Genomic DNA, 18,679 nt, shown 5'->3' with positions numbered 1-18,679 from the left:
TGCGAAGACACGCTAATGATGATTTTAGGTAACAATCTCACCATCAATTTTTTGGAAGATTTATTATGCGATATTACATAGCGTTAATTATTTTAGGCCTAATTCTGCTTAGTTTATCGGGCTGTCAAAGTCCTAGTCATAAATCAGAAAACACCAGCTTACGCTCCTCTTTAAACGGTATTTGGCAATCAAATGGCTACGGTTACCTATTAGATATTCAACCGAATGATGTACGCTTTTACGACATCACCGAAGAGCGATGCCAATACAATGAAGAAGGTTCGACGTTATTTTCAAAGCTGGCCGCTGGAGAGATTTCCGATGCCGTTTTCAAACTAAAAAAGACAGATCGTGACACATTAATCTATATCGAGCCCTTTGAAACCTACCCGATTGAATTCATGCGACTGGGTAACATGCCACATAGATGCCTAGCGTCAGTACAAAACGATCCGAAAACCAATTTCGAATTTTTCGCAGATTATATGCAAACACACTATGCATTTTTTAAACTCTACGGGGTCGATTGGCAAAAAACAGTACATGAAGCCAAGAGCCAGGTAGACAATAATATGAGTGATGTTGAGTTGTTTAATCTCTTCTCCTCCATGCTCAAGCCTCTAAAAGATGCTCACCTTGCTTTAATAGGCGACGTAGATGGTCAAACTAAACGCTTCCAGCCTGACCACAGCACAGTGAGTAAAGCCAACGCAGAATTAGCCAAACAACAAGGCACGAGTCATCGCAGCATGAACAAAACCTTTTTTAAACAATATAAAAAGGACATACGCGACACTATTTTAAAAAATAAAGGCGAAGTCGCGGCAAATGGTTGGATACAGTATGGTGTCATTGACCTTAATAACGATAAACAAGCCATTGGCTACCTAGCGTTAATGAGTACATACAACTACGCTGGGGCTGGCGTGGGACATGACATAGAAGACAGGTCAATATTAATGTCTGTGCTGGATGACGCAATAGATGAATTCAACGAACAAAAAGTCAAAGCCGTGATCATAGACCTAAGCGTCAATGTAGGTGGCTACAGCTTTCCCGCTATCGATCTCGCAAACCGATTCGCCGCACAACAGCAGCTTGTTTTTTATAAACTGGCTTACGATGCTAGGGATCAAAATTTCTTTCCTGAGTATGTTGCCCCAGAAAAACGCTCACCTGAAAGCCAATTTCATGGTCCTGTCTACTTACTTTCAGCCAATACAACGGTTAGCGGTGGAGAGGAAGTCGTTTTAGCTTTGAGGGCATTACCGAATGTTACCCATTTCGGTGAAAATACCCGCGGAGCGTTATCTGACATACTCACTAAAACATTACCGAATGGGTGGACCCTTGATCTATCAAACGAGATCTACATAGACTTCGCAGGCAACCTTTGGGAGGGAGATGGCATTCCGCCAGATTACTACTTGCAGGTATTCGACCCAAAAAACCCCTTCGATGGTCATGTGGAAGCCGTTGATCAAGTCATTCATCTGATTAATAACTATCTTCAAAACACATAACTTGCAAAACAAATCGTTTGCCAGGTCAGATAGTCACATAATTGAGCATCAACAAGAGAATTCGAGCTGTCATTTTTCTTATCATGACGCTCAGTTGTGTGAACCATATTAGTCGTTACGCCAAACCATCAGAGCAGTAACTAATAGTAAGTAAACTCTTCTATGTTATGGGCTGGTAAATCATGTATAAACGATTTACCAGAGAAGCTCTGACATTGAATATCCTTCAGTAATTTCTCACCTTTAACGACATAAATACCAGCCCGCTCGATTTTCTCTCTTGTTCCATCATCACGCCAATCGCCATTGCTGATACTGGAGTAAATCACATACTTATACTTCCCATTATGGAAGGTTAAATTCCCCTCGCCACCACCACTGAATGCCGTGCGACTAAAGTGAATATCCGACTCTAATTCAAGCTCAATGTTATCTTTTTTACCAAAGCGATAAATTAAGGCATCCTCGTCATTACGACACACAGAAACGCTTTTACTCTTAAAACCACAAGAAAACGAAACCGTTTCCTGCGTCTTACACAACACTTCAGAATGAGCACTCGAAATGAATACAGCAAATAACAACGATACTAGTAATTTTTTTTTCAACTGAACCTCCATTTTCTAACATCTACTTTATTTTTAATCACTACACACAAGCTAACAAGACCACAAACCGAATGATAAAAAAAACCTATGTACGGTTCCTTTCGCTAAAATTAATTTTATCAGCTAAAGGGTTTATATGGTCTATAAAAAACCACTATTCCATTTCTAGAAAAGTGGTTTTCGTTTATCTCTGATTTATTAATTTAGTCAGAGATGTTAATAGCACAAAATTAATTACAACCTTATTTTTTGAGAAAAAATCTTACGACCTACGGCTAGAATGAGTAGATTCGGGACTGAGAGTAAATTTCTCTACAATTCCTTTCAGTCCAGACGACATCTCTGTTAATTTTTGAGAAGTGCCGGCACCCTCTTTAGCTTCTGATGTTGTTTCAACATTTTTAGCCGCTATACGATTTAAATTATTACTCGTATCATCAATGGTTCTAGCCTGTTCATCAGAAGCAATAGCAATATTACCCATCAAATTGCAAACCACTTCGATAGAATCAACGATTTCTTTGAGACTCTCAGACGAGCTTTCAGAAATCTCGGCACCAACTTGCGTTTTTTCAACCACAATTTCAATTAACTTAGCGGTTTCATTTGCAGCTTTTGTACTTTGTGCGGCCAAAGCACGAACTTCATCAGCAACCACGGCAAAGCCTCTACCTGTTTCACCAGCCCTAGCGGCCTCAATCGCCGCATTTAAGGCTAACAAATTGGTTTGATTTGCAATGTCTTCTATCGCAGAAAGAATAGAAGAAATATTGCTGCTCGCCTCTCTGATATCATTCATAGCTGACACGGTTTTACTAACCAAATCACTCCCAATCATAGCCGACTGTTGTGCTTTTTGCCCCAGTTCATCAGCCTCTTTAGCCGTATTGGCCGTAATTTTGACTTGCTCATTTACCTCAACTATCGCTGCAGAAATCGACTGTATTGATTGTTCAGAGCTGGCCGTATTAGACAATATTGTCTCGCTGGAAAGCATGACCTTATTACTTTGCTCAACGATACTATTGGTATAGCCTGAAATATCCGTCACGATACTTTTCAGATCAGCATTGGTTTTAATCAGTGCATTGGTAATAACATCTTGTTGACCGTTAGACGTTAAATTACTTGTTAAATCACCTTCTGATATTTTTGCTAAGCTACTAACAAAAACCGTTTCCAACTCTTCTGCAAAATTATCTAATGACGATGCCATATCGCCAAGTTCATCGGAGCGTTTTACGTCTGTTCTCTCACGGACATTACCACTCGCCAATTGATTAACAAAGCCTGTCATTTTAAGAATTGGATTGGTAATGGAGCGACTCAATACAACCCCTATTACAATAATAATGGCAGCGGTAACTAGCATTGAAAATATAATTACCCACTTTATTGCACTCACCGAGGCAAAGGCTTCCTCACGAGATTGTTCTGCCACAATTGCCCAAGTTACCCCCTCAAATTTTATGGGCGCATAGGCTGACAACACTTCATCACCTAAATAACTATCAATCAATTTTGAACCTGTTTCGCCCGACAGTGCAGCATTAATTGCGATACTGGTTGCTTTATTACTTTCTGGACTGGCAAATGCATTAGTAACAGAATAGCGAGCGCTATCCAAATACGAATTAGAGCGCATTAAACCGTCTTTGCCCACGAGGTAGGTTTCGCCTGTTTCTCCGAGCCCTGAACGCTGAGACATAATGTCATTAATGACGTCTCCGGACAGTTCTAAAATAACGACAGAGGTTACATCCCCCCGTAAATTAAAAACAGGGGCACCAATAAAAGCTCTCGGCTTATTATTTCGATAGCTATAAGTTGTGAAATCCTGAAATGCTATTCCTTTTGTTTCTAAAACTTTTTTCCATAAAACAGAGACTGGGTTCTTTTCATTGAAGTTCTTTTTTACATTTAAACCAAGCTCCGAACCTTTTTGGACACTATAGATAATATGTCCTTTATCAGCAGATAATAATAAAAGATCACGATAGCCTAAAACATCAACGTATTTTAATAGATTTTCACTTTTTTCTTTCCATATCCCTTCATAATCTATATTATCAACACCAAACTCATCGTTTTCAGAAAAAATTTCTTCTAACTCTTGATACACTTGCAGTGCTCGAAACAACTCATATATATCTCTACTAGTTGATAAAATAGAAATGTCTTTTTTTGCGCTGCTAAGGTAACTTTCTATTTGGTTAACCTTAACATCTCGCGAGCTTATCAACTGATCTAATGCATCACTTTCCAATGCAGAACTCGATTTCATTATTGAAATGGTAGCTACAATAGCAACTGGCAATATCCCTATTAAAGAAAAAATAAGTAACAATTGGCTTCTAAGTTTTAGTTTTATTTTCATATTACTATCTCGATAAAAAGGAATGTTAGATATTTGAGAAAGTGGCTACACATCTTTTTTATTGTTTTACCGACCAGTGGTCTTCACTCACTTCAATTTCCCATAATGGAAGAGAAGCCATTGGTAATGGGGTGTAAGAAACCTTCTTATTGACTGCTACAACCTTGTTAGGAGCCGGTACAACAAGCATATAAGCATTTTCGTAGACATGATTAATCATTTGTGTCATCACATCACTGAATTGTGGTGTGTTAGCAGCGGCCTTAAACATATCATCAATATACTTACCCATTTGAGGATCTGCAGGCATAGTACTCCAAACACTATTTGGTTGATAAACAAAGACCGCAGCCCAAGGATGATTGAAGTACCAATCATCATCACCCCACACAATTAAATCCCAAGACTTTGTATTTTTACCTGCATTAGTAGACAGAACTTGTCCAAAAATGGTTGTTTCATCAACAATTTCAAAATCCAGCTCTACACCAACTTTGCGTAAGTCTCGATCAATTGAACGCCAAAGAAACATAAACTTCTGTTGTGTTAACACTTTAAGTTTTAGCCCGCCTAAAATACTCTTGAGTTCTTTGCGTATTTCTTTTGGCGACTCAATTTCTGAATAGGCTTTTAGATTTTTTACAGCCTCTTTTACGCCAGGGAAATTAGGTGAAGCTAATGTAGGCTTTATTTGACCATAGCCAGAGAATGCATAACTTAATAACTGCTGCTGATCTATCGCTCTATTTAGAGCAAGACGAACATTTTTATCTTTTAATTTCTCATTACCATTAACCATATTTATATGAATGGCTATATTATCTGTTGATGGTCCTGTTACTAATCTGGCATAAGGAGAGGAGCTGACCAGTTTTACGTCAGAAAATGCAATTGACATAATATCTAGAAAACCTTCGGATTCAATAACATCAGACAATGCAACTTTTGGGTCTAGTTTTGTATAAATCGTGAATTTTTCTACTTTTGCTAAATCCTTATCATAGTAATAAGGATTAACTGTCAACACTGCTTTATCCGTTTTTCGATCACCTTCTATATAACCTTCACTAAGCATATAAGGACCTAATCCATAAGGACCGGCTTCAGCTAGATTCGGACAGGTCGCTTTACCATTCCAGCCGAATTTCTCGAGGTATTTTGTTGTGTAAAATTGAATCCAGATTACATCATTGAGAAATGTCCCATACTTTTCTTTTAAATAAAACCTGACTGTATAATCATCAACTTTTTCTGTATGGTCATATACGGTATTAATTTTACTAAACAAAAAAGGTTTCTTTTTAAAGTACTCCATATTTTCAATGACAGCATCTGCATTAAATGGCGTTCCATCTTGAAATTTAACACCTTCACGTAATTTAAATTCATAGACGGTATCACTAATTTGCGAATGAGATGTGGCCATATAATATTCCCAACCACGTTCGTTATTTGCAGGTCTAAGAAGTGAACCATTTACAGCATGAGAGGTATAAAGATAAGGAAGACTTGATACATATATTTTAACATGTGAACCTTTTAATGGTGCCGCACTAACAGCAGGTAAAAAGGTTAAAATTAAAAAGATAAAAACTAATGAAGATGTGTTGCGTAAAAATGATCTACACATATATTTCTCCGAAATTCAGCAACTTAGAACAATTTATTAACTAACTTTCTTACTCATCCAAAACCATTAATAACTAAGACTTAAACAGCCTAAAAATCCAAGTTATTAACCTATTCTGATATTTAAGAAAATGCGTAGTCCTGTTTACTAACTAGGAACATCATATTTCTAACGTCACCCAATGGCTTGACTAATTCATGATGTTATTAATAATATTAATACTTCAGACTTATTTTACTTACTATCTGTTGATTCAATTTCCAAACAGCATAACAGTTGTTTTTTTTTACACAATGAGTGATATGATATCTTTATGAAAAATTACATATCATTACTCACTGTAAATATTCCTCACTTAGTACTTGCCGTTATACCACTGACATTCTTCCTAAAGTTAATGAAAAACTAAATAATTAGAACTCACTAACCCTCAATTAGCTTCTTAAAATTCTTTCTTTTTCCGATCAAAAGAGCGAATCGGCTCAATCATAATCGAACTCAGAGCGCTCATTTTATCTGTGGTTTTAAGTAACGGCATTGACTTAATGCAAGTTCATGATGAAACGAACCAGTTGCTAGCGCACGTTATGTCAATTTGACTTATGCTTAGTTGCTTTAAAGCTGTTGTATGAGGACAAAGCGGAGTTGAATGCGTTGTAGAAAAATACAATAGAGTGAAACAGACCTATGGTTGAATTGCTATGCCTTGTTTCAGGAAACTATCAATGATTACTGTAATACGTAGATTAAGCCGTGTTAGATAGTGAGCAACACTATTACCTAACCTACATTGTTATTCCGTAAATGTTTAAAACGATAAAAAACAACATTGGAACAGAATGTAAATCGGCCTTAGAAATTCGCTATATTGTCTTCCAAGTTTCAAAACTAAGACCATAAACCGCATGATCAACAACCCTGCCGTTTAGATTCTCAGCCCGAGTCAAAATACCTTCCAACTGAAAGCCAAGTCGCTCGCACACAGCTCGACTGGGAAGGTTGTCCACTGCCGCTGAAATTTGCACTTTTTGCATCTTGAGTTCTATGAAAGCGAACTCAATCAATTTTGCAACAGACTTGCTCACAATTCCCTTTCCTTGGTAATCATGGGCAAGCCAATAGCCTATTTCCACTGTCTGCAAATCATGGTTTATCTCATTGAATCCAATATTCCCAACCAGCTCATTTTGGTAAAACATGGCACAGACAAGAGACTTGCCATCCGCATAATCATGCAGAGATTTTTTGATGAACTTCAGGAAAAACGCCTCATCCCCAGCATGGGGCGGCCAAGCAAGCCACTGTCCCAAATAATCACGCTGCTTTGAAACAATATCAAAATACAAGGGCGCAAAACTTGGCTCAACCAAAGCCAGTTGTAAGTCGTCTTCAACGTCCAGTATAAACATACATCCCTCTCAAAAAATAACGACCTTTAAAATATTGATCTTATAAAACGAACTTTATTCATGCGCCAAGCAGAGGTAAATGTTTACGATCTTGATAAGTTAAAGCAAGCTCTAAACAATGCTTAATGCTTGCTTCGGGCAATGGCTCAGATAATGACAATACAATCGCTCTATTACCTTGAAACTCCAGCACATCGCCATACAGCTCTCGAAATGTATCCACTAATTTCGTTTGGCAATGAAAAAAGAGATAGAAATGATTCGGTGACTTAGGCTTCCAATCCATCCTAAATGGAGAACCTGTTTTGACACGATAACTTGGCTCCCCCCACTTAAGAGATTCTTCCACTTTCCCCAAAGCCAAATCAGTAACAATTTCAAAGACCAACTCTCTCACCTGATTCAATCGTACACGAACAATGTCAGGATACTCATCAAAACGACCTTTAACGTCCTTGACCATTAGATTTCCTCATGACATAAAATCGTGATACATATAACATCATTTAAGAGAATTCTTCACTAGGGTTAACCACTCCGCAAAAGATTCAACTTGCCAGTTATTATCTACTTTCAAACCACTGACATCATAAGACTTTCTAACACCACCAAACCAATTAAACCATTTGTTATCAGGTTCGAGTGCTAAAGGAACATCAAATTCCTTGATATAGAACTGAGTCCCATGAGGAAAATCAGACTCCTTTGGTAATTGATATTCAGTTTTCATTCTCACACCTAATAAGAACCTTATCTAGCAGCCTTTGAGCAACCTAGACTTGTCCTACAGAAATCTTATCCAATTGTGCCAAAAATGTTATCGCCATTTGGGCGGCAGGAGCACAAATTAATGGAAAGTCATCTTGCACCCAACGTATTTCTTCGATCTCTGAGTGCTTAGCAATAACACCTCTATATTGTGCGTAGAAGCACTGCATTTCAACCTTTTGATCTGAGCTGAAACCATGCGCCGCTGCGACAATGGTTGTAGCAGGTACAATAGAGTTTTCATCTAAAGACACTCCAAGCTCTTCCTGTATTTCTCGAATCAATGCCGCTTTAGCTGACTCTCCTTGGTCAATCTTTCCGCCAGGTATATAAAACTTATCCTTTCCCTTTGTTCTAACACATAGCACTTTGCCATTCTCTACATGTAACCAAGCGACACTTCTAATTAATTCCACTTTGATGATGCCTTATGTGAGGTTGTTGAAAAGAGTAACCCTTTGATGAATCTTATTATTAAGCATTTCAACATTTGAAAGCTCCCTTTCAAAGACATGGTATTCAAAATCCATCTTGATGTAACTTGAGATACACAATACAAGGTCAACTGATAGGTAGTAGCTTTGCCCAATTAAATGACTGTTAGATAAATTCTCGGTTGAAACGCCGAACCTTTGTTCGCATGTTCTTCATGGGTGATAAAGTATTCAATTGAATCATGCGACCTAAAGTCCATTGTTCATACCACGGCACCCCATACAAATCATGATCACTTAAAGATGCAATGAGTAAAAATACCTCACTAACCGTAGATTCAAACTCAACAAGTAAATCCTCATATTTCCAGTCACAATATTTCTGATGAAAGCTTTCGGCAAGCAAACCGAGTTGGTTCCATTTATAACCGGTTTCAGGGAAATCAACAGGCTGATTTTGAGACTTCAAACGATGCCATTTAAGTACAAGTTGCCCCCAACCGATCAAGTACGCCAGCGTATCACTCACACTTATGATACTCCCTTTTACATTTCCCTCTATCCCAAGTTTGCGTACTTCGTTTGCAGGAACTGCACGATAGTCTGACATAAGTTTTGGAAATATTGAGTTTATGGCTAACTCCAACTCATCTTTATTTCTTGGAATAGAAGACAAATTCAACCTCCATTTACATATCCCCTAAATAAACCACGAAGTACGCAGGAAAGTCCCTCGACTTGAGCTCCCTAGCTTAGTAGGCATCACAATTCTTAATAAAGCGCTTCTGAGTATGCTTTATCTAAGCCTTCCTTTGTTTTCTCTACCGAGTCGACAGAACTACCACCAAATACAGAGGCAAACTGTTTGGCTCCGATAGACTCTTTAGAATTATCCCAAAACTCAGGCTGCCAAAGTTTAGACCTTACTAAAGCCTTTCCACAGTGCATAAAACATTCTTTAACTTCAACATGCGTACAAAGCAATGCAGGCTTGTTATCAACTTGCATTTTATTAAGGATGATCGGGTCATTTGTCAGCGTAGCGGTTCCCTTAACACGCAGTGACTCTTTTTGATTTGGCGCGATAAATAATAATCCGATTTCTCCATTTCTAATAATATTTCGAAACCCCATAACCAATCGGTTACCAGGCCGATCAGGTATAAGTAAATTTCCATCGGCATCAATTTCAACAAAACCACAAGGGTCACCTTTTGGAGAAACATCTACATGACCATTAGCATCTATCGTTGAAACAAACAACAATGGTGATTTAGCAATAAACTCTTTCATAAAGTCATCTAGTTTTGAAGATATCTTGGCTTTAACATCCATAGGTGGGCCAATAATAGCTTCCAGATCTTCTTCTGATGAAACGATATAGTTTTTATTCATAGTTTTTCCCAATCATTCTAATCAAATTATATAGATAACCCTGCTTCCCATCAGCTCACCCTTCAAACAGATGACTTAATAGCTAGCTCCTTACATAGAAAGGCTAAGTTTTGATTTCAGCCATACATTTATATCTTGCACGACTTCTTTACGCTCACTTTCCCCATCAATATTATTCAACCCATGATTGAGCTCTTTGTATTTTCGATATTCTATATTGTGTTTCTCTGATTCTTTAAGGGCTAGGATCATTTCATCAACTTTTTGGGGAGATACAGATAGATCTCTGCCGCCTTGAATAATAAGCAAAGGTGTTTTCACTTTTTTAAGGACTTCAAGCTGGTCAATGGTTAACATTTGATACCACCAATCGTAGCCATGCCCACTTACAGCAAGCTCTGTTGGTTCACTATTTAGTATATAATCAGCAAAACCTCTAAACCCCTTAATACTCTCATCAACTTCAGCATCATTATTTACGGGGCCATTTTTAATACTATGTATAACGTCATCAATAAAGTAACGTCCTCCTCCGTTAAAAGAAATCGTCGTATTTATATAGTGACCCCTCGCCGTAACTAGGTTAGCAATAACAGCCCCTTCACTACCACCAAGCACAATAACATTAGAGTAATTATTATTTTTCAGCACAGTATCCATAACGGCATCAACGTCGGCTACACGCTGCTCTGGGCTATCATTTTGAAGATATTTAACAGGGCAATCAGGTCGTTCAGCATTGGAGCTGTAACTCAATTGCTTATCTATACCGTATTTCTCAATGAGAAGAACATCGGCTGTCGGCCAAATATTCATATAATCAGCGAATATTGATTCTATTTTCTGCACACTATTGCAATCAGACCCTTGAAGAATCAGCAGTAATGTATCGCTTGGCGATTGATTTGACTGACTAAGAAGATAATAGATTATATTAGAGCTATCTCCCCTACTTACAGTATGAGTAGTTAAATTTCTGGCATTCAATGTAAACGTAGAGAAGAGTAAAACTAAGGATATAGCGATAAATTTCATTTTTTTTCCAATGTAGTACTAAGTACGATAAATCCGTTTGACGAGTTCACAGCTTAGTCAACCTATGGGGATATTTTGGCAAAACTTATCACCGTAAGGCCAACCCTGCATGGTTATTAGTTAACTTTGCTTGCTAATGGCTAACTTAATGCCAAAACCAATAAACAAGCTACCAGCCAACTTGCTGAGTACATTAGCGATGAGCTTGTTATGTTTTATTTTCAAACTAAGAGATGATGAAGACCAGGCTAAAATATGACACCAAACCATCCCATTAATATTAAAAACCAGACCTAAAAATATAAATGCTAGAGCCTTATTTGGTGTATCATATGAAATAAATTGTGGTACAAACGCAAGAAAAAACAAAGCCACTTTTGGGTTTAGGGCATTAGTTAAAAAACCTTGATAGAATATTTTTAATAAAGAGATCTTTTTTTGATTTATAGGTTTCTCAGCACTATTACTGCCTTTATTAAGTAACATTGAAAAACCAATATAAAAGAGATATACACAACCAATTACCTTTATTATTGTAAAGGCCATTGCAGATGTCGCTAAAATTGCAGACAAACCAAAAGCGGCAGCCAAAATATGGACCATGGTACCTGCACCTATCCCTAAAGCAGCAGATGAACCTGCTCGAAAGCCCTGACTGGCACTTCGCCCTATGATATATAAAGAGTCAGGACCAGGTATTAAATTCAACGCAATTCCTGACACAACAAATAACCAAAAATCATTGACACCAAACATGATTTACCACCATACATATCCAATAAAAAACCAGTACTTCATTAGGGAATATGTAAAGAATTATCGACACTGAAAAATATCAACTTAATCAACAATCTTAATCCCTTGCATTTGTGAAATAGTAATATGTTTACTCAATTCTAAAGAAAATACAGAATACTCTGTATTCGCATCGATAAAATAATAAGTCAGAAAATCAGCAATTCGATATCACTTGTAACTCACACTAAAGTTTAAGCGGCGATAGTCCATTAACTTTAATATTTTAAATGCCATCATAACGATTCATGCGAAAACATATATTTGAAATTCCTACCTCACTTTTTTAGCAAACCTCTGCTTATACTTTTGCTAAATCTATCCATTGACCTTGTGTTAGCTCACCTAAGTATTGTGGATTGAGTTTGAATACAGAGTTCGGCGTACCTGCGGCTGCCCAAATCTCTGTATATTGGTAGAGATCTTTATCTAGAAGAGTTGTCAGTTTCTCATTATGCGCAACAGGAGGAACACCACCAATAGCGTAACCTACTTTATCTCGTACAAACGCAGCATCCGCTTTTTCTAATGCAATCCCTGTTGCCTGTTTGACCTTATCGCTACAAACCATATTCGTGCCTGATGCGACAACCAAAACAGGCTCGCCCGTTTCGCCATGTTTAAATATTAATGATTTAGCGATCTGTGAAACAGAACAACCAACAGCCTCAGCTGCATCTTTTGCAGTTCGAGTTGAACTTGGCATTTGCTGAACAACAAAATCCTGTCCATGCTGAGACAAAACAGCTTGTACTTTTAATGATGAAGCTTTCAATTCCATTGACATATTTCCTCCAAAGTCTAATCAGTAACGACGTATTAAGGGGTGTGAACAATGAGCGATTTTTACTTAAAATATTGTGCCATATACACAAAATTCCTCCTAGAATGAAAAAGGCTAAAACAGTAAAAAACTGCGCCCATAACTAACAGTATCATCCACTTTATCAGTAAACTCAAAAAGCTCAATACACCTCGCGCCGCTGAAAGACTTCCCCCATAATTTTCCTAAATAGATGCTTTTTTATCATGAACAATGATTAGCAACTTGGCTTAATAAACAAAAAACCACTTCTCTATTTCTAAGGAAGTGGTTTGAGTTTACTTGTGTATCTACCAGCTTATTATTTCAGTGAATCTAAATACGCGCGCCAGCCTTTTAGGCGGGTAATGTCTTGCGCACCTTCAACACCATATGGCTCACAGATAAAGCCTGCCACTTGGCTTCCGTCGGCGAGTATTACTTTACCGATTCCAAGAGGCGCAGGAATACCAGCAACAAAACTACCGAAGTGTTGCGCAGGCACAGACCAAACTTCCACTTCGATGGCATCCCCCTTGTCCTTATCAAGAACCAAACCTGGGCGAAGCGGTGGACCACCAGCCAGTGCATACATGCGATACGTAGAAGCCGTGGTTGTTGTGGTTTTCAGGTGAGCGCCACGTTCAGTCAGCTGCCAATTAAGCGGTTGACCCGCTAAGTGAGCGCCACAAACCATCACATCAATAAATTGATTATTCCCCACAGGAGACGTGGTACTTGGGGCTGCCATCACTTCCAAAGCGCCTTTTTTCAGAGGAAGAACCTGTTGGATGCGGTTGGCAATCGACATCAACATACGATCGCTAAAGGTTGGCCCCACAAGTGTGATACCAAACGGCATATCGTTATCTGTCATCACGGTTGGAACCGCAATCGACGCCAAGTCAATTAAGTTCATGAAATTAGTGTAGTAACCTAACTCACTGTTTCGCTTAATTGGCTCTGCCAACATTTCTGCAATAGTAAAATGTCGACCTGCTGTGGGCGTTAATAAACAATCGACGTTGGCCATTTGCTGCATACACGTTTGTTGCAAATCACGAATGCGGTATTGCGCCTGAAACAAAGCCGTTGCTGGCGGTTTGCCACCAGGTGCGATGATTTCTCGTACCACAGGAAAAATCGCTTCTGGATTATCGTCAATCAAGGGTTGAGCAGCAATGTAACGTTCAGACACCCAAGGACCTTCGTACAACAATTTAGCAATTTCATCAAAGGGCGCATAATCAATTTCTTGAAACGAAAAACCCTGATCCTTTAATAACGCCAATGTCTCCAAATACGCTTTTTCATAACTTTCATCACCAAAAAATTGCAACTGGTGAGCTGGAATCACCCCAACCGTTAACTCACCGGTACGCAAGCCATAGTGACGAGCTTGATTATCAAATGGGTTCGCTCGACTGTAGCCATCGCGCGCATCAAAGCCTTCCGCCGCCGCCAAGGCAGTATTGGCATCGTCTGTGTTGTAGGCAAAAATAGTGATGCAATCTAGACTACGGCAGGCTGGCACTAACCCAGTTGCCGATAGCAAACCAATACTCGGTTTCACGCCTACCAAATTATTGAAGCAAGCCGGAACACGTCCAGAACCGGCCGTGTCTGTCCCTAAGCTGAAGCTGGCTAAGCCAAGCGCTACCGCCACCGCCGACCCCGAACTAGAACCACCACTGATGTAGTCGTAATTAAACGAGTTATGACAAGCACCATAAGGCGAACGTGTACCATTTAGACCGGTCGCAAATTGATCTAAATTGGTTTTACCAACGGGAATGGCCCCCGCATCAATTAACTGCTGAACCACCTGAGCCGAGACTTCTGGCTTATAAGCAAAGGCATCACAACCTGCTGTCGTTGGAATACCCGCAAGATCAATATTGTCTTTAATCGCAAATGGAATCCCCCACAGAGGGTGAGTCTCCATGTCTTTGTCTTTCAAGGCGTCTAACCAAACGGCTTGTTCCGCTTCTGTTAATAGGTGAATCCAAATATTATGATCTTTATAATCCGCCGCCCGTTCACGAATGTCCGCCATGACACTTTCTGGTGTGCTAGTCCCTGACAGATAAGCGCTGCGCAGTGCAGCGAACCCCATATCTAAACCGTTTTGTGCTTCTAGTTGCATGCCCATAACTTCTTCCTCAATCCTCTGTGCTAATCTTCAAGAACAACAATTGCCTGCCCTGCATTAACGCGGCTACCGTCTTTTAGTAACAAATCCGATACCACGCCTGCGGCGGGAGCATAGATAGGAATTTCCATCTTCATGGATTCCAAAATGAGCAATAACTGCCCCGCTTGCACTTGGTCGCCTTCTTTCACTTGGGTTTGCCAAACACTGCCAGACACTGGGCTATCCACCACGGTAGCGTCTTCGCTCCAAGTGATGTCGGTTACGACCGCCTCCGCTTCGTCGGTATCGAAATGGAATTGACCATTGGCATGCCAGCGGGCTAGCTCGGCCTCAAAAGCGTGATTGCGCACTTGTTTAAATTCATCAATGCTGGTTTGGTTTTCAGCAATAAAGCTCTGGTAGTCAGCCAAAGAAAAGGTGCTCTCTTCAATGCGAATACTATAGTTATCGTGGGGGAAGTCTTTACGGATTTGATCCAGCTCTTCGTGACTCACTTCATAGAAACGAATCTGATCAAAGAAGCGCAACAACCAGGGCTTGGTAAACGCGCTTGTTTGACGATAGCGATTCCACATTTGCAGTGTTCGACCAACAAACTGATAACCGCCAGGGCCTTCCATGCCGTACACACAAAGATAAGAGCCCCCAATACCGACAGAGTTCTCTGCTGTCCATGTACGAGCAGGGTTGTACTTAGTTGTCACCAAACGGTGCCTAGGGTCGACTGGGGTCGCAACGGGTGCACCAAGGTACACATCCCCCAAGCCCATCACCAAATAACTGGCACTGAACAGTATGTCTTTCACATCATTAATGCTGTCTAAACCATTAATACGACGGATAAACTCTAGGTTACTTGGACACCAAGGGGCATTAGAACGCACTGATTGCGCGTATTTGTCGATGGCTTCTTGGCAAGCCTTATCATCCCAAGACAATGGCAAATATACCGTTCTAGATGGCACGGTCAGTTCATCAAGCTGACTGCTCAAGGCTTGCTCAGCCGATTCCAAATGATCTAATAAATCGGTGTAGCTCAATTGCTGGCTGTCATAGTGAATTTGCAAAGAGCGAATACCCGGCGTCAGTTCGCGCATGCCTTTTAATGGATTTTTCTCTAACCATTGCATTAAGGCATGAGCGCGGAAACGTAAGCGGATATCTAACATTTGCTCGCCATATTCCACCAGCAAGAAATGATCGCCCGCGGCACGATAAACAATTTCATCGCCAAAACGCTCGGCTGGTAAGGTTTTCAAAATCGGCGTCTTCTCTTCACAAGAAAACTCACAAGTTGGAACAGCTTGTTCAAATGCCGTTAGATTAGCCAAGCCTTTATTTTGCGCCGCTTCTAACGCCACGGCGTCTTCCAAGGTCACAGGAATAAAACGGATTTTATCGCCCGCTCTCAATTGCCCTAGCTTCCATAAATCGGCCGTAATGACAGTGGCAGGACACACAAAACCACCAAGAGATGGGCCATCTGGCCCCAAAATAACCGGCATATCCCCAGTGAAATCCACACTACCAAAGGCGTAAGCGTTATCGTGAATATTTGACGGATGCAAACCGGCCTCACCACCATCGTTACGCGCCCATTTGGGTTTAGGCCCAATTAAACGAACACCCGTTCGACTGGAGTTATAATGAATTTCCCACTCTGTACCAAAAAACATATCAATGTCTTCTGGGGTAAAAAAATCAGGAGAACCATGTGGGCCGTAAATCACGCGTAGTTCTACCGTGTGATCCATCTGCGCGAAAAGTACCTTAGGGACTGGCTTAGAAGACAAACCGCTTAATTGAGTCGCGTCTGCCTCAAGCACATGCAAGACATCACCCGTTTGAATCGCTCGACCATTGTGACCACCAAACTGCCCCAAGGTGAAGGTGGATTTCGAGCCCAAATAATCAGGACAATCGAAACCACCCGCCACGGCTAAATACGCTCGTGCGCCCTGCTCTTTGATTCGCCCCAAGGTCAATGTTTCGCCTGCTTGTATGGTGACCACAGTATTTTGCTCGATGGCTTGCCCATCAATTTTCGCATCAATCACGGCGCCACAAACCACAAGACAGGTTTCAAAGCTGAATTTTAAGCTGGGGCCTTGCAGAGTAATTTCCATAGCCGCCGCCGAATCCGGATTATTAAGCAAGCGATTCGCTAAGCGGAAATGGTAATTATCGAATGGGCCAGAAGGCGGTACGCCAACATTCCAATGATGTTGACGACCAGGAAAATCTTGCAGAGTGGTTTGAGTGCCGCCACTTAACACATCAATGCGCTTCGGTTGATAGACAAACGAATTGAGGTAACGAGTGCTCACTTCTCCGCGCAGCAACAGAGGATCAACAACCAAGTGCTTGAGATAATCTAAATTGGTTTCTGTGCCATATAAAACGCAATTTTCCAGTGTTGTTTTGAGTTTAGCAAAGGCCGCATCGCGATCTTCTTGATGGACGATGACTTTGGCGAGCATAGGATCAAAGTAAGGCGAGACGTCAATGCCCGTTTCGATCCAAGAGTCGATACGAACAGCGGCATTTTTTTCCTCTTCTGGCCAAGCCACCTGACTCAATAAGCCAGCACAAGGCTGAAAATCTTTATAAGGATCTTCCGCATACAAACGCACTTGTACCGCATGTCCATGAGCTTTAAGCGAAGCACGTTTCTCTTCTAGTGCAAGGTCTTCGCCAGCAGCCAGACGAATCATCCATTCTACAAGGTCCACGGCGTAGACCATTTCCGTCACGCCGTGCTCAACCTGCAAACGGGTATTGACTTCAAGGAAATAGAATTTATCTGTGTCCATATCATAGATAAATTCGACCGTTCCAGCGTTACGATACTGAACCGATGACAATAATAATTCTGCGGTTCGATGCAGCTGCTTACGTACCTCATCCGTCAGGTTTGGCGCGGGACATTCTTCAACCACTTTTTGGTTACGGCGTTGACTAGAGCAATCACGCTCTCCTAGTGCCAATGCCCCACCTTTACCATCGGCAAAGATCTGTACTTCAATGTGACGGGCGCGAGCAATGAACTTCTCTAAAAAAACACCATCGTCAGCAAAGTTGTTGGCGCCTAAACGGCGCACGGAATCAAAGCTTTCTCGTAAGTCTTTTTCGTTATGACATAAGTGCATACCAATACCGCCACCACCGGCGGTACTTTTTAACATCACAGGATAGCCAACCCCATCGGCGGTTTGGCAGGCTGTCTCTAAATCGGTCAGTAGTTCAGAACCAGGAGAAAGCGGCACATTGGCTTTTTCGGCTAATTCACGCGCTCTGTGCTTGAGGCCAAACTCAATCATTTGTTCAGCCGTAGGTCCAATAAAAGCGATACCTTCTTCTTCACAGCGACGCACAAAAGTCGAGTTTTCACTCAAAAAACCATAGCCGGGGTGGATCGCCTGAGCACCACACTGCTTGGCAATATTGAGGATTTTATCCATATCCAGATAGGTTTCAGTGGCGTTGCCTTCGCCTAAGGAGAAAGCTTCATCTGCACGCTTAACATGCAAGCTTTTGGCATCCGACTCAGCGTATACCGCAACAGAGGCAATATTCATTTTATTGAGCGTTCGAATGATTCGTGTCGCGATGGCGCCACGGTTGGCAATTAATACCTTGTTAAACATGGTTCAACCTTGGCCGGGCCGTCCCGGAGCGAGATAAACAACAGTGGTCGTCCACTGCGTTAAAATGAGACTAATTACTTGTTTAAAAAAACCTTATAAGA

At 40.6% G+C, this 18,679-nt stretch carries 15 protein-coding genes; 1 reads left to right on the top strand and 14 read right to left on the bottom strand.

Translation table 11 applies throughout. The features are described from left to right. Positions 1–65 precede the first annotated feature (65 nt). Positions 66–1,523, top strand: coding sequence for a S41 family peptidase (locus C0J08_RS09280; RefSeq protein ID WP_212655855.1), 1,458 nt, complete (start codon positions 66–68; stop codon positions 1,521–1,523). A gap of 140 nt (positions 1,524–1,663) precedes the next feature. Here C0J08_RS09280 and C0J08_RS09275 read toward each other — a convergent pair whose 3' ends face one another. The 14 genes from C0J08_RS09275 to uca form a co-directional block, all read right to left on the bottom strand. After that, positions 1,664–2,131, bottom strand: a complete 468-nt coding sequence (locus tag C0J08_RS09275; protein ID WP_212655854.1) for a hypothetical protein — start codon at positions 2,129–2,131, stop codon at positions 1,664–1,666. A gap of 262 nt (positions 2,132–2,393) precedes the next feature. Beyond that, positions 2,394–4,508, bottom strand: a complete 2,115-nt coding sequence (locus tag C0J08_RS09270) for a methyl-accepting chemotaxis protein (protein WP_212655853.1) — start codon at positions 4,506–4,508, stop codon at positions 2,394–2,396. Between the two features lie 58 nt (positions 4,509–4,566). After that, on the bottom strand, positions 4,567–6,138 hold the full coding sequence (locus C0J08_RS09265) for an ABC transporter substrate-binding protein (RefSeq protein ID WP_212655852.1): 1,572 nt from the start codon (positions 6,136–6,138) through the stop codon (positions 4,567–4,569). Positions 6,139–7,001: 863 nt separating this feature from the next. After that, positions 7,002–7,547 carry a GNAT family N-acetyltransferase gene (locus C0J08_RS09260; RefSeq protein ID WP_212655851.1) on the bottom strand — a complete coding sequence of 182 codons (546 nt, stop codon included), beginning with the start codon at positions 7,545–7,547 and terminating at the stop codon, positions 7,002–7,004. A 58-nt stretch (positions 7,548–7,605) separates the two neighbouring features. Further along, positions 7,606–8,010 carry a DUF1801 domain-containing protein gene (locus C0J08_RS09255; protein WP_212655850.1) on the bottom strand — a complete coding sequence of 135 codons (405 nt, stop codon included), beginning with the start codon at positions 8,008–8,010 and terminating at the stop codon, positions 7,606–7,608. Positions 8,011–8,049: 39 nt separating this feature from the next. Next, a complete protein-coding gene (locus C0J08_RS09250) occupies positions 8,050–8,277 on the bottom strand; it encodes a hypothetical protein (protein ID WP_212655849.1) in 228 nt (75 codons plus the stop codon). Positions 8,278–8,320: 43 nt separating this feature from the next. After that, positions 8,321–8,731 carry an NUDIX hydrolase gene (locus tag C0J08_RS09245; protein WP_212655848.1) on the bottom strand — a complete coding sequence of 137 codons (411 nt, stop codon included), beginning with the start codon at positions 8,729–8,731 and terminating at the stop codon, positions 8,321–8,323. Between the two features lie 184 nt (positions 8,732–8,915). Further along, positions 8,916–9,425 (bottom strand): ClbS/DfsB family four-helix bundle protein, encoded by a 510-nt coding sequence (locus tag C0J08_RS09240; RefSeq protein ID WP_212655847.1) that lies wholly within the window; start codon positions 9,423–9,425, stop codon positions 8,916–8,918. A 95-nt stretch (positions 9,426–9,520) separates the two neighbouring features. Further along, positions 9,521–10,144 carry an MSMEG_1061 family FMN-dependent PPOX-type flavoprotein gene (locus tag C0J08_RS09235; RefSeq protein WP_212655846.1) on the bottom strand — a complete coding sequence of 208 codons (624 nt, stop codon included), beginning with the start codon at positions 10,142–10,144 and terminating at the stop codon, positions 9,521–9,523. A gap of 90 nt (positions 10,145–10,234) precedes the next feature. After that, on the bottom strand, positions 10,235–11,179 hold the full coding sequence (locus C0J08_RS09230) for an alpha/beta hydrolase (protein ID WP_212655845.1): 945 nt from the start codon (positions 11,177–11,179) through the stop codon (positions 10,235–10,237). A 120-nt stretch (positions 11,180–11,299) separates the two neighbouring features. After that, positions 11,300–11,935 (bottom strand): LysE family translocator, encoded by a 636-nt coding sequence (locus C0J08_RS09225; protein WP_212655844.1) that lies wholly within the window; start codon positions 11,933–11,935, stop codon positions 11,300–11,302. A gap of 340 nt (positions 11,936–12,275) precedes the next feature. After that, entirely contained in the window at positions 12,276–12,755 is a 480-nt protein-coding gene (locus C0J08_RS09220) for a YbaK/EbsC family protein (protein WP_212655843.1), read from the bottom strand. A gap of 343 nt (positions 12,756–13,098) precedes the next feature. Next, on the bottom strand, positions 13,099–14,928 hold the full coding sequence (gene atzF, locus C0J08_RS09215) for an allophanate hydrolase (RefSeq protein ID WP_212655842.1): 1,830 nt from the start codon (positions 14,926–14,928) through the stop codon (positions 13,099–13,101). 23 nt (positions 14,929–14,951) lie between these two features. Next, positions 14,952–18,578 carry an urea carboxylase gene (gene uca / locus C0J08_RS09210; protein ID WP_212655841.1) on the bottom strand — a complete coding sequence of 1,209 codons (3,627 nt, stop codon included), beginning with the start codon at positions 18,576–18,578 and terminating at the stop codon, positions 14,952–14,954. Between the last annotated feature and the right edge of the window lie 101 nt (positions 18,579–18,679).

It is taken from the genome of Marinomonas sp. CT5, assembly GCF_018336975.1.
Taxonomy (GTDB): Bacteria; Pseudomonadota; Gammaproteobacteria; order Pseudomonadales; family Marinomonadaceae; genus Marinomonas.
This window is presented reverse-complemented; position numbering and strand designations above follow the sequence as displayed.

What these genes read in the sequence shown, in the direction of transcription:
- C0J08_RS09225 (WP_212655844.1), bottom strand. Translation starts at nt 11,935, where the DNA reads ATGTTTGGTGTCAATGATTTTTGGTTATTTGTTGTGTCAGGAATTGCG.
- C0J08_RS09255 (WP_212655850.1), bottom strand. Translation starts at nt 8,010, where the DNA reads ATGGTCAAGGACGTTAAAGGTCGTTTTGATGAGTATCCTGACATTGTT.
- C0J08_RS09230 (WP_212655845.1), bottom strand. Translation starts at nt 11,179, where the DNA reads ATGAAATTTATCGCTATATCCTTAGTTTTACTCTTCTCTACGTTTACA.
- atzF (WP_212655842.1), bottom strand. Translation starts at nt 14,928, where the DNA reads ATGGGCATGCAACTAGAAGCACAAAACGGTTTAGATATGGGGTTCGCT.
- C0J08_RS09280 (WP_212655855.1), top strand. Translation starts at nt 66, where the DNA reads ATGCGATATTACATAGCGTTAATTATTTTAGGCCTAATTCTGCTTAGT.
- C0J08_RS09250 (WP_212655849.1), bottom strand. Translation starts at nt 8,277, where the DNA reads ATGAAAACTGAATATCAATTACCAAAGGAGTCTGATTTTCCTCATGGG.
- C0J08_RS09220 (WP_212655843.1), bottom strand. Translation starts at nt 12,755, where the DNA reads ATGGAATTGAAAGCTTCATCATTAAAAGTACAAGCTGTTTTGTCTCAG.
- C0J08_RS09265 (WP_212655852.1), bottom strand. Translation starts at nt 6,138, where the DNA reads ATGTGTAGATCATTTTTACGCAACACATCTTCATTAGTTTTTATCTTT.
- C0J08_RS09260 (WP_212655851.1), bottom strand. Translation starts at nt 7,547, where the DNA reads ATGTTTATACTGGACGTTGAAGACGACTTACAACTGGCTTTGGTTGAG.
- C0J08_RS09270 (WP_212655853.1), bottom strand. Translation starts at nt 4,508, where the DNA reads ATGAAAATAAAACTAAAACTTAGAAGCCAATTGTTACTTATTTTTTCT.
- uca (WP_212655841.1), bottom strand. Translation starts at nt 18,578, where the DNA reads ATGTTTAACAAGGTATTAATTGCCAACCGTGGCGCCATCGCGACACGA.
- C0J08_RS09235 (WP_212655846.1), bottom strand. Translation starts at nt 10,144, where the DNA reads ATGAATAAAAACTATATCGTTTCATCAGAAGAAGATCTGGAAGCTATT.